12 protein-coding genes and 1 riboswitch are annotated in these 12,945 nt (G+C 33.5%); of the genes, 2 read left to right on the top strand and 10 right to left on the bottom strand.

The genetic code is table 11. The features are described 5' to 3' along the window. Positions 1–5: 5 nt before the first annotated feature. From QZ357_RS00060 to QZ357_RS00015, 10 genes are all read right to left on the bottom strand, one after another. Positions 6–413 (bottom strand): C-GCAxxG-C-C family protein, encoded by a 408-nt coding sequence (locus tag QZ357_RS00060; protein WP_290770499.1) that lies wholly within the window; start codon positions 411–413, stop codon positions 6–8. 419 nt (positions 414–832) lie between these two features. Next, the gene (locus QZ357_RS00055) at positions 833–1,498 is read right to left on the bottom strand and encodes an HAD family phosphatase (protein ID WP_290770498.1); all 666 of its coding nucleotides are present in this window, start codon (positions 1,496–1,498) and stop codon (positions 833–835) included. Positions 1,499–1,606: 108 nt separating this feature from the next. Next, a complete protein-coding gene (locus QZ357_RS00050) occupies positions 1,607–2,518 on the bottom strand; it encodes a DMT family transporter (protein ID WP_290770497.1) in 912 nt (303 codons plus the stop codon). Between the two features lie 5 nt (positions 2,519–2,523). Next, entirely contained in the window at positions 2,524–3,345 is an 822-nt protein-coding gene (locus QZ357_RS00045; RefSeq protein WP_290770496.1) for a Nif3-like dinuclear metal center hexameric protein, read from the bottom strand. After that, the gene (locus QZ357_RS00040) at positions 3,314–4,036 is read right to left on the bottom strand and encodes a class I SAM-dependent methyltransferase (protein WP_290770495.1); all 723 of its coding nucleotides are present in this window, start codon (positions 4,034–4,036) and stop codon (positions 3,314–3,316) included. Before QZ357_RS00040 ends, QZ357_RS00045 begins: the two co-directional genes overlap by 32 nt. A gap of 124 nt (positions 4,037–4,160) precedes the next feature. After that, positions 4,161–5,531: an MATE family efflux transporter gene (locus QZ357_RS00035; RefSeq protein WP_290770494.1), complete on the bottom strand. Its 1,371-nt coding sequence runs from the start codon at positions 5,529–5,531 to the stop codon at positions 4,161–4,163. Continuing rightward, a complete protein-coding gene (locus QZ357_RS00030) occupies positions 5,524–6,123 on the bottom strand; it encodes an AAA family ATPase (protein ID WP_290770493.1) in 600 nt (199 codons plus the stop codon). The genes QZ357_RS00035 and QZ357_RS00030 overlap by 8 nt, the downstream gene beginning before the upstream one ends. A gap of 149 nt (positions 6,124–6,272) precedes the next feature. After that, on the bottom strand, positions 6,273–7,703 hold the full coding sequence (locus QZ357_RS00025) for a sodium:alanine symporter family protein (RefSeq protein WP_290770491.1): 1,431 nt from the start codon (positions 7,701–7,703) through the stop codon (positions 6,273–6,275). Positions 7,704–7,797: 94 nt separating this feature from the next. Beyond that, positions 7,798–7,886: riboswitch (glycine riboswitch) on the bottom strand. A gap of 175 nt (positions 7,887–8,061) precedes the next feature. Continuing rightward, positions 8,062–9,063, bottom strand: coding sequence for an asparaginase (locus QZ357_RS00020; RefSeq protein WP_290770489.1), 1,002 nt, complete (start codon positions 9,061–9,063; stop codon positions 8,062–8,064). Positions 9,064–9,085: 22 nt separating this feature from the next. After that, a complete protein-coding gene (locus QZ357_RS00015; protein WP_290770487.1) occupies positions 9,086–10,021 on the bottom strand; it encodes a DUF1848 domain-containing protein in 936 nt (311 codons plus the stop codon). A gap of 220 nt (positions 10,022–10,241) precedes the next feature. On the opposite strand from QZ357_RS00015, the gene QZ357_RS00010 reads away from it, so the two are divergent. Both QZ357_RS00010 and QZ357_RS00005 read left to right on the top strand, forming a co-directional pair. Beyond that, positions 10,242–11,702, top strand: coding sequence for an aminoacyl-histidine dipeptidase (locus tag QZ357_RS00010; RefSeq protein ID WP_290770485.1), 1,461 nt, complete (start codon positions 10,242–10,244; stop codon positions 11,700–11,702). Between the two features lie 94 nt (positions 11,703–11,796). Continuing rightward, positions 11,797–12,945, top strand: a 1,149-nt coding sequence (locus QZ357_RS00005; protein WP_290770483.1) for an OPT family oligopeptide transporter, incomplete at its 3' end; no start/stop codon positions are given.

The following is a 12,945-nucleotide window of genomic DNA, read 5'->3' as shown; positions in this document are numbered from 1 at the left end:
ATTAATTATTCAAGACCCATTTTTTTCGCAACCATATCTGCCGCAATACCGATAAGTTCTGAACATGTTGTTCCCCCGGAATGTCTTTGTTCCAAAAGGTCAGGACATCTGGTGTAGTTGTTTTTTTCTTTAAACTCTTCAACAAGTTCTTTTATGGTATCGTAACTTACCTTTTTACTTTCTTGATCCGTAGGAACATCCCATTTTCCCAAATAACCTGAAACAATAGCCATACCCGAAACAGTTCCGCAAACTTCACCGGCATAGCCAAGTCCCCCGCCTAAGTTTGCCACAAGTTTTGCAAGTTCCTGTTTTTCAATTCCTATTTCGTCGCAGAACGCCAATACAACAGACTGACAGCAATTGTATTTTTCATCATGCAGTTTTACTGCTCTTTCACCGTATTTACCCATTTTTTATCTCCTTTTTTATTTCTTTATTTTATGTTCTACTTAAGTTTTATACTTTTATAGTATATGAAGTAAATAACACATACAATTATATAATTATTTTATGGGATAATATATATCCCAAACAAACATTATTTAAAATAGAAAAAATAAGAATCCACCCTTGAAAAAGAATACAATTATTTACAAAATATCATATAAACAACTTTTAAACGGTATATCTATCCCATATTTTCTAATTCATATAATCTTTGTTTTAAACCGTTAATGTATTTTTCATTATCTCATTTTTATTAACATAATTATGTTATCATGTTTTTTTTAATTTGTAAACATATTTTTAAAGTATACCCCGAAAACATCATAATGTTTACTGTCGTTTTCTGTTTAAAATTACATATAGAAATAAAAAAACATTACAACTAATATATGTAATGTTTTAAATCCGTGAAATCAGAAATCACCTTATCCACCATACCGGTATCATAAAAATAATCTTTATCTTTTTCACCTGCTATAACAACAATTTTACCGAATCCACCGTTATAAGCCGATTTTACACCTGAAATGGCATCTTCAAATACTACGCAATCTCCAGGATTTATTCCTATATTATCTGCGGCTTTTAAATAGATATCCGGACTCGGTTTCCCCGGCAGAGTGCCATTATCGTATACAACCTTATTATAATCAAACCATTTTCCAAGATTAAATCTTTCAAAATAAAAATCGATATTATCCTTATTGGACGCAGTAGCGATATTTACTTTGATATTTTCTTTTTTTAAGTAGTTTAAAAATTCTCCAAGTCCCTTTACCAAACAAAAATTATTCATATCTTTTAGGCAAAGATCTCTGTATACGGCTTCTTTTTCATCTGACATTTTCATAAGAGTATCTTTACTTAGCTTTCTTCCCGTAAAGTGTTCTATTATAAAAGAACTGTTTCTGCCATGAACGAATTCTTTGAATTCTTCCTTTGTTATTTTTCTTTTACATAAATTTTTTAAATATATATCCCATGCTTTTTCATGTTTATCAGAATCAAAAAACATGGTACCGTTAAAATCAAATATTACCCCGTTCATCTGCTTTCCTCCGTTTTTTACATTATAACATAATAAAATCCCAGGAAAAAACCCTGAGATTACTTATGATTGATTAATTTATGTAATTTAAAATAAAAATAAATTACATTAAGACCTATTTTCAAAATAATTAACTCCGAAAACTCCGATTAAAATAGCAAAGCAACCTATCATCTGCAAAATCCCAAAACTTTCGCCTAAAAGGAAAACTCCTATAATAACCGATACAACAGTGGTAAAGTTTGAAAAAGCCGAAGCAGACGCTATACTTAAGTGGGAAACTGTATAAGTATTACCGAAAAATCCGACAACGGAACCGATACAGCCCAAAAACAAAACACTCAAAAGTACGCTAAAATCTTTAAAAGACAAAATGTATCCGCCAAAACCTTTATTGTTTACAACAGAGATGATACCGAAAATCACACATGCAAACCACATCATAAAAAAAGTTATTTCGGTGACGCTGAACTCATCCGATAAAGACTTTGCCAAAATTCCATACATGGAAGAAGCAAAAACAGCTAAAAACAAAAATAAAAAACCTGTAAAATCAAATCCCATATCAGAAGAATATGCTCCGAACACAACCGTAATTGCACCCAAAACCGAAACCAACACGAAAACCCACTGTTTAAAAGCAGGTTTTTCTTTTAGCATAAAAACCCCAAGTATGCACATTACAACCGGTATGGTTGCTATCATAGTTCCTGATAAAGAAGAACTCGTTAATTTTACACCGTAGGTTTCACATATAAAATACAATATAGGCTGGCATAAAGCCAAAGGTATAAGTTTTTTTACATTTTTACCTTTATAATCAACTCTGAATACTTTAAGAAAGTACAGCAAAGTCATAAACAACGCCGCAAACAAAAATCTGACGGCAGGCAAATCCAAAGGTGACATAACCTCCAATGCTTTGGAGGTAAAAGCAAATGTCATTCCAAATACGGAAGAATATATCACACCTGCAAAGTAAGCAGGAATCTTCTCTTTGTCAAACAGCGATTTTAACATTTTCCCTAAACGAAATATGCAAAGCTTTCAACATTTTTTTCTTCGGATTTTATAAACTCTATTTCATGAAATTTCAATCTTAATAATTCATACATGATATCAAGGAAACAAATTTCAGCATTATAATGTCCGACACCTATCAAAACAATTCCGTTATCTACAAAGTTTTGCATCTCATGATACTTTGTATCCGAAGTAATAAAAACTTTTGCGTTTTTGTCTTTTACTTTATCCAACAAGTCAGAACCGTTTCCTGTACATAAAGCGACTTTGCTCAATATTCCAAGGGTATTGTAATTGTTGGTTACTTTTAAAACATTTGTATTGTATGCTCTCTTTACCTTTTTTAAAAGTCCGTCAATATTCATAGGCATTCTTGAATCGAGATATCCAACAGCTCCGAGACCGAATAAGTTCGTATCGTCTTCACATTTTTCGCTGACCACTCTCTCAAGAGGTTTAATATCACTAAGTCCGAGTTTTTTTGCCATAAACATATTAAGACCTATAGTCGATACATCCATAGGAGTATGGGCAGAATAAACATTAATGTTGTTTTTTATCAGTTTGAAAATCATATCCCCTTTTATACTGGATTGTTCTATATTCATTGTTTTATTAAAAAACAGAGGATGATGAGATATAATCATATCGCAATGTTCTCTTATCGCCTCGTCTATAACCTCGTTGGTAATATCCAAAGTGAGAAGAACTCTTCTTACCTCGTCTTTCCTGTTCCCGAGTTGGAATCCCGAGTTATCCCACTCATACTGAAAACTCTCGTTCGCAAATACATTAATGTACTTTATTATATCTTTTACTTTCATATTCACTTCTTATCCTTTCCAGAATATTTATGTACTCTGCCGCTTTTTCTTTTGCCTTAACTGCATTAATTGTGTTTTGAGAGCCGCAGTTCTCAATTATTTTTTTATTTACATTTATTTTATAATCCAAATATTCACAGAAATGTTTATTTCCGTTTTTATATAAGTCATAACCTATATCGAAAAACACATCGTCGTATTTATTATTGTCTTTTTTGGTAGTTACTTTTAATACATTGTAAAAATGATGTCTGTCTTTTACCAAGTCTTCTTTTACTATAGAAAATCCATTACAATACAAATAGCGCCTTACAAGATCTACACTGTTCATAGGCTGAAGTACCAAGTAATCAAAACTTTTGGATTTATTTATGTCAAAATCCAAAATACTTATAATAAGCTCTCCGCCCATTCCGCATATGCTGAGAACATCAATATCTTCGACACTTACGTTTTTAAGTCCGTCACTCAAAATCAGCTTAGCTCTGTCTGATATATTATATTGCATAAAATTTTCTTTTGCGTTTAAAAGAGGTCCTTCGTTTACATCCGTAACTACTGCTTTTTCAATCTTACCGTCATTTAACAAACGTATAGGAAGATATCCATGATCCGAGCCCACATCAACCAGACAGTGTGTTTTTCCTATCATATCGTATACAGATTTTAATCTAACATCCAAATTAATCATAATTATTACCTTAAATTACAAATTCAGTATAACATAAAACAGTATGTTTTAAAACATAAAATGAATCAAAGTTTGATTATTACATAAATACCTGTTTTAGGATACATATATACTTTTATTTACTCTATAAGTCTTTAATTTCCTTATTATACAATCTGATAAGAAAATAAATACAAAGAAATACCGCGGCAATTTCGGCTATAGGAAACGCCCACCATATAACATTGAGTCCTCCGATTTTAGAAAGAATAAATGCAACGGGGAGTAGCACCACAAGTTGTCTTACCACAGAAACGGTAAGGCTTGCAAAACCATGGCCGAGAGCTTGACATACTGAAAGTGTACATATACTGAATCCCGCAAATATAAAACTTATACCTATAATCCTTAGAGCATTGACTCCTATTTCCATCATTGTAGGAGAAGCATTAAATATGGATAACAATTCTTTTGGGAATATCATCAATATCAAAAATCCTATAATCATAATACAAACCGCGTAAAGTATACTCAATTGAACTGTTTTTACTATACGTTCTTTTTTTCTCGCCCCGAAATTGTATGAAATTATCGGAACCATACCGTTATTAAGACCAAATACAGGCATGAATATAAAACTTTGCAGTTTGAAGTACACTCCGAATACCGCAGTTGCGGTAGAAGAAAAAGTTATTAATATTTTATTCATTCCGAAAGTCATAACAGAAGCAAGAGATGACATTATAATAGAAGGAACACCTACGGAATAAATCTTCTTTATTATGGAAAGAGAAGGTCTGAAACCTACTAAACTTACATCAATTTCATGATTTTTATAGTGGTTGAAAATAAAACCCGTAATAGCAGCTATAATCTGTCCGGTTACGGTAGCAACCGCCGCACCGGCAACACCCATAGCGGGGAAACCGAATAAACCGAATATCATAATAGGGTCTAAAATGATGTTTATTATTGCTCCCAAACCTTGGGTATACATATTGTAGATTGTTTTACCCGTAGACTGTAGGAGTCTTTCAAAAGTAATTTGAAAAAACACCCCGAAAGAAAAAATACAACATATAGAAAGATACACCGTTCCGTCATTAACAATTTCAGTTATGTCTGTTTGAGAAAGGAAGAACAACCTTGAAGCGAAAATACCGAATATCAAAAATACTATATAACTCAAAAAAGCAAGAAATATGGCATTCTTTGCTGTTTTGTTTGCTGTTTCCGTCTTCTTTTCTCCAAGACACTTGGATAAGAATGCGTTTATCCCTACCCCTGTTCCTACAGCAACCGCTATCATAAGATTTTGAATGGGAAAAGCAAGAGAAACTGCCGTAAGAGCATTTTCGCTTAATTTTGCGACAAACATACTGTCAACAATATTATAAAGTGCCTGTATAAGCATAGAAATCATCATAGGAAGCGACATTGAAATAAGCAGTTTGTTTACGGGCATAACACCCATCTTGTTTTCTTTTCGTTTTTCCAATTTCATATTATTATCCATCAAGCTCTCTCTCCTTTATTTCCACCAATGATTTAATCAACTCTGCAGAAGAATCGAGTCCTATACTGCTATTTATAATCAAATCATAATTTTTCATACTATTCCACTTTTCATCTGTAACATAATTATAGTATTTTGCTCTAGATTTATCTATTTTTAAGATATAATGCTCAATATTTTTACAATTTATGTTATATTTATTTTTAGCTCTTTCAATTCTTTCTTCCAAAGGAGCAGTTACAAATATTTTTATACAATTTTCATAATCCCTAAGAACATAATCAGCACATAGTCCGACTATAACACAAGAGCCTTTGTCAGCTACTTTCTTTATAACGTCATTTTCAGATATCAACAATTGATCCTCTATAGGTAAATTGTCATAACTGAAACTGACATCAGAGAAGAAACTCAAAGGTCGTCTTGTATCCGCATTACGTATGTAATCAGCCGCCAAGCCCGTTTCTTTTACAATGAGATTTATAAGTTCTTCGTCATAAAAAGGAATATTTAAAAGCTCTGACACCTTTTTAGCTATAAGACGCCCACCCGAACCATATTCTCTTCCTATTGTTACAATAATTTTCTTCATATATATTAATCCTCCATGTCGGTAAACAACAAAAATAAGCAATAAAATATTGCTTTAAATAATTTTATGACAAATTATATTTTTTGTCAATAAAAGACAAAATCAAAAAAGAATCTCCATATTTGGAAATTCTTTTTATAACTTAAAATCTAATCAGCCTCAGTAGAGGTTTTCTCTTTTAGCTTATTAAAATATTTTTTTGTTTCATTTACAACAACACCGCTGAGAGCAAAAAGAGCTATCATATTAGGTACAGCCATGAGTCCGTTAAAAATATCGGCTATGGTCCAAACAGCTTTAACCGTCATATAAGGACCGATAAAAATAGCTAAGATGTATATCCATCTGAATACAAGCAGAGCTTTTTGGTTTCCGCCGTTTAAGTATTCAAGGCATCTTTCCGAATAATAATCCCATCCCAGTATCGTGGTAAATGCAAAAAATACCAAACATATCATCAATATAAAAGATGAAACCTGAGGTGCAAAAGGAAGTCCATGACTGAAAGCATAGTTGGTTATACCAACACCTTCAAGACCTTCAATCTGCCATGCTCCCGTTAAGACTATTGAAAGACCTGTCATTGTACATATAACTATAGTATCTATAAATGTACCCGTCATAGAAACCAATCCTTGTCTTACAGGTTCTTTTGTTTTGGCAGCCGCAGCAGCTATCGGTGCAGAACCGAGTCCGGCTTCGTTTGAAAAAATCCCCCTTGCAACACCTTTTTGCATTGCCACTATCATACTTCCGATTATACCTCCCGTAACCGCAGAAGGATTGAATGCTCCTTGAATTATAACCTTAAAAGCATTTGGAATCTCAGAAAGGTTGCATACCATAAGGATTAGACAAACTGCAAAATACAAAACAGCCATAAAAGGAACTATAACCTGTGATACATTTGCTATACGCTTGATACCTCCTATCAAAACCAAAGCTACGCAAACAGTAAGGATAAGAGAAGCTATCACTACAGTCCATGAATAAGTTCCTATTCCGGGAATCGAAACAGTCCAGTTCATACCGGGATCAAAAAAGTTATTTACGGCAGAAGCTATACCGTTTACCTGAGTAAAAGTACCTATACTGAAAAGACCTACACATATACCAAAAAATGCAAATATTTTTGCAAGCCATTTCCATTTATCACCCATACCCCGTTCAATATAGTAAAAAGGTCCACCCAAAGCATGGTTGTCTTTGTCGACAACACGATACTTAACCGCCAAAAGTCCTTCAGCGTATTTTGTCGCCATTCCGAAAAATGCGGCTATTTCCATCCAAAACAAAGCCCCCGGGCCGCCTTCAGCTATTGCGGTTGCAACTCCGACTATATTACCTGTACCTATTGTGGCAGAAAGAGCGGTACAAAGAGCACCGAAGGATGTCACTTCTCCTTCTCCGCCTTCCTCGTTTTTAACCATGTACTTAAGAGCCAAAGGCAATTTACGGATTTGAGTAAAACCAAGTCTTAACGTAAGAAGTATACCTCCTGCCAAAATAAGAACGATAAGAGGCGTTCCCCATACAAAATCATTGATTTTAACAAGAATATCATTTAAATTACTCCACATAAAAACACCTTTCCAATAAGAACAAAAGATAAAAAGAGCCGAATAAAACATTCGGCTCATAAATAATAACATTATTTGATATATTAAAATAATTTTATTATACTCTGTCCTTTTGCCTGAGAGATTAGTGTATAAACACCTTGCACCTTCGGCACTCAATAGAGATTCTCCAGAGCCACATCCGTTTATAGTCCTTATTCGAAAACGAACACCTGAGAGTTTTACTCCTTCGGTAAGGGCGAACCTACTTTCCTACAAACTTCTTTTGTTCTAAATTATTATTTTATTAAATTTTCGATTTAAATTATATATTAAAATTCTGAAAATTTCAAATACTTTTTACATTTTTTTCATATCTTTAATGACATCTTAAAATATCATTGTTTATTCTTTTATAAAATAATTGTTTTATTTCTTTAGGATTTCGACTGATGGATAAAATCCACATTAATTTTACGCATATGGCCTCGGTAGTCATATCGTAACTTTCAAGAACTCCGTAATTTTCCAAAACAGTATTCCCCACTTCATAAAGCTTCGCATCACTTCCTTCAAGCATTACCTGAGTAGACAAAACCACAGTCTTACCCTTTTTTGTTACAATATTTAATTTATCAAAAAAATTTCTTTTATCATGAAAAGGAAGCCCACCTACACCGTAGCCTTCAATTACAATACCGTCATAGTTATCCGATATATATTCAAGTATATCCGGCTCCATCCCCGGAATCAATTTCAGTAAAAACACTTTTGAATTTAAAGTATTATAAAATTTCGTATTTGCAATTTCATGATTATTATCCACGTATCTTACAATATCTTCATTATCTATAAAAGCCGATACGGGATAATTTATGCTTTCAAAAGCACTGTAGCTCTTTGTTCTTATTTTTCTGGCTCTTGTACCTGCTATTGCCCTACCGTCAAAAACAACATACACTCCTTTTGTATTTTCACAAACAGCAAATCGTAGACTGTCCGTAATATTTTTTTTCGCATCCGATATTTCTGCATTTATGGGTTTTTGAGCCCCCGTTATTATTATCGGTTTTGACGGGTTTTGAATCAAATAAGAAAGAGCGCAGGAAGTATAAGACATGGTATCGGTTCCGTGTGTTATTACAAATCCGTCATACTGTTCATATTTTTTTTGTATCATTTTTGCAATTTCAATCCAATGTTCGGGCTGAATATTGGTACTGTCAATATTAAAAGGCTGTTTAACGCTTAAATCACAGATTTTTCTTATTTCGGGTATATAAGATATAATCTCTTCGGCGGTGATGTTGGGTTTTAATCCGTTTTGTGTTTTTATGCAGGCTATTGTTCCGCCGGTTGCAATCATCAATATTTTCTTCATTTCAAATCCACTTTCTTTTTATTTAATCGAATATGCTCAGTTGTCCGTCTTTAAGAGAACTTACTTTTCTTTCTACTATTTTATCTTCCTCTTTTAAAACATCACAAAGTAGCTTGGAATTTTTATTATACATTATACACTTCTTCTCTACCGTATCCTTATTATAATTTGCATAACAATAAGCGCAGTAATTGGTACATGTATCGTACGCCCCGATATCTATGCTTTGGATACATCCGCATTCTTTTCTTTGATTATAGTCTTTGCCGCATTTTATTTTATATCCGCATATATTTTCTATCAAATTAATATCAATACACTGTCCGTGTTCTATGCCGTATCCTGACAAATTGTACTTTTCGGCACAAGTTTCAATATACAGCCCCTTCCTTTTTGCCGTTTTGGCAAACCTACTTGCAACAAGCTCGATTTCTTCTTTATTTAATTCCCGAATCCCGTGTTTGTTTACGTTAGGCAAGATTTTTTTGTACATATCTATAAAACTTATAATAACTTTGTCAGTATATCCGCTTAATTCTGTTGAAATTTCATCAAAAGATTTTAAATGATAATCTAAAGTATATTTGCGGCTTAAAAATATGGGATCGTACCTCCAGATTACTTTGTCCCGTCCTATTTGTAAAGAAAGTTCTTTAAAGGTTTCTATAATATCTTTTTTGGGCGGTAAATTATATTCAATATCATTATCGTAACAAGTAAGGGTAAACTGAAAATAATATTTATAATCATTTAAATATTTTAATTTATTTAAAATATTTTTAGGGTTTTTACTCCAAAAAACAATACAGTCAACGACATCACAAGATAAGTTTACCTTACTTATCTGATGTTTGTTTATCGGATTTCTTACGTATACATAACCTTCTTTTATTCTGTTTACAAACCAATCCCCATAAAAAGCAGGGATATCGGTTCGTCTGCTGGCACTGATTATCATAAATGAATTCACCTCAAAGTATTCTTAGTTTTATATTTGACTCGCTAAAACAATATTAATATAGATTATATAATTATATACAATAAAATCAATTTAAGTAAAAAAATAAGTTTATGATTTTACCAATATTTTATTAATATTGTATTCTGTGTTCTTTTCTTATATAATATGTAATAAGCAAATTCAATCAAAAATGATTATACGAGAAAGAGGTAAAATTATGAATTATAAAATCAAAGGTTACGAACCGGAAAAGTTATTTAATTTCTTCGAAGAAATAAGTGCTATTCCACGTGGTTCAAGCAATGAAAAAGAAATAAGCGATTACATAGTGAATTTTGCAAAAAAACGTAATTTATGGGTTTATCAAGATGAACTGTATAATGTAATTATAAAAAAAGAAGCAAGTAAAGAAGCAAAAAACAAAAAGCCTATAATGCTTCAAGGACATTTGGATATGGTTTGTGAAAAACTTTCCGATTCAAATCACGATTTTACAAAAGACGGAATAGATTTAATTGTAAAAGACGGTATTTTAACGGCAAACAAGACAACCCTTGGAGGCGACAACGGTGCGGCTGTGGCTCTTATGCTGGCTATACTCGATGATGAAAGTATTTCTCATCCAAAACTTGAATGTGTGTTTACAACACAGGAAGAAACAGGACTGGGCGGAGCTCATTTCCTTGATAAATCACTAATAGACGCCAGAACAATGATAAACTTGGACTCTGAAGAAGAAGGAATCGCTACGGTAAGCTGTGCTGGAGGAATGAGATTCTCTCTTATAAAATCAATACAAAAAGAGAAAAAAGACGGTGTAGCCCTTTCGATTTCGATAGATGGTCTGCTTGGCGGACACTCAGGAATGGACATAAATCAGGAAAGACAAAACGCAAATATTCTTTTGGCAAGACTATTAAATCAGGCAATCGTTGATTCGGACGCATATCTATCTGAGTTTAACGGCGGTAGCAAAGACAATGCGATACCAAGAAGCAGCAGTGCCGTTCTTTTATTCGAAAATGAAGAAGAAGCAAAAACAGCCGAGGATAAATTAAAAAATACGGCAGAAGAGCTAAAAAAAGAAATAATACCTTTTGAAAAAGACTTTGTTATTTCAATAAAAAGCGAAAAAGCATGCTTAAATGTAATGAACAAAAAAGACTCAAAAGATTTAATAAGCGCAGTATACATGGCTCCAAACGGAGTTCTTAACAGAAACTTAAAGCAAGACGGTTTTGTTGTTACATCATCAAACCTCGGAGTTGTAAAAACAGAAGACGAAGAAATACGTATAGTATTCGCACCGAGAAGTTCTGTAAAATCATTACAGGAAGATACGACCGCACGTTTAACTCTTTTGGGAGAAACTTTTGGATTTAAGTGCGAAATCGCGGGAGAATATCCGGGATGGAGTTTTGCTGAACATTCACCTATAAGAGATATATTTATCGAAAGCTACAAAAATCTGTTTAATGATGATTTGAAAATAGAAGCAATTCATGCGGGACTTGAGTGCGGACTTTTCTCTGACGCAATAGAAGGATTGGATGCAATAGCGGTTGGACCTACAATAAAAGGATGTCATACTCCTGACGAATACATTCCGCTTGATTCTTTTGAACGTTTCTATACATTATTATGTGATGTACTAAAAAGAGAAGCTTTAGACAAATAATGACAAAATACAATAATTGTTTACAATTAAAAGACAATCGTGTATAATTGATACGATTGTCTTTTAAAATATAAAAATCAGAAAGGGGTAAATTATGTCTGACAAAGATAAAAACTTTAAACCGTATATACCGGCTGATAAAGTTGCACCGGAGTTTACTGTAACATCAATTCTTATCGGTATTATTCTAGCAATTGTATTCGGTGCCGCAAATGCGTATCTTGGACTTCGTGTCGGTATGACAATCTCTGCATCTATCCCTGCAGCAGTTATCTCTATGGGGATTATCAGAGTAATTTTACGTCGTGATTCAATTCTCGAAAACAACTTCGTACAAACAATAGGTTCTGCGGGAGAATCAGTAGCGGCGGGAGCAATATTTACACTTCCGGCATTGTTCTTATGGGCAAACGAAGGTGTTATATCATCTCCTAGTATTTTAACTATTTTCCTAATCGCTTTGGTAGGTGGTGTTCTTGGGGTTATTTTCATGGTACCACTTCGTCAAGCGCTTATAGTTGAAGAACACGGAACACTTCCGTTCCCAGAAGGAACAGCTTGTGCAGAAGTTCTTCTAGCTGGTGAAGAAGGAGGAAGCAAAGCAGGCGTTGTATTTGCAGGTCTTGGAATTTCGGCTCTATACAAATTTATAGCTGACGGAATGAAAATCTTCCCTAGCGAAATAGGATATGATATAAAAGGATATGCAGGTTCTTCTATAGGAATACAGGTTCTTCCGGCTTTGGTTGGTGTAGGTTACATATGCGGACCTAAAATCTCAAGCTACATGCTTGCAGGTGGTACTTTAAGTTGGTTTGTACTAATGCCTGTTATTGCACTTTTCGGTGCAAACGCAACTATATTCCCGGGAGATACCGTAATATCATCTCTTGCTCCAAGCGATTTATGGGGTACATATATCAAGTATATCGGTGCAGGTGCCGTTGCTACCGGAGGTATCATAAGTTTGATTAAGAGTCTTCCTCTTATAATAAAAACTTTCTCTCAAGCAATGAAGAGCATGAGCAAAAAAACTTCTAGCGAAAAAGCAATTCGTACAGAACTTGATTTGCCTATGCCTATATTAATGCTTGCATTATTAATCATTGCCGTTGCAATATGGTTACTTCCTATGTTCCCTGTTAACTTTATAGGAGCTCTTATAATAGTTATATTCGGGTTCTTCTTTGCAACAGTTTCATCTCGTATGGTTGGACTTATAGGTTCTTCAAACAACCCTGTA

This window comes from Anaerofustis sp., from assembly GCF_019420015.1.
In the GTDB taxonomy this organism is placed as follows: Bacteria; Bacillota; Clostridia; order Eubacteriales; family Anaerofustaceae; genus Anaerofustis.
The sequence above is the reverse complement of the archived record's forward strand: the minus strand, read 5'-3'. Positions and strand labels throughout refer to the sequence as shown.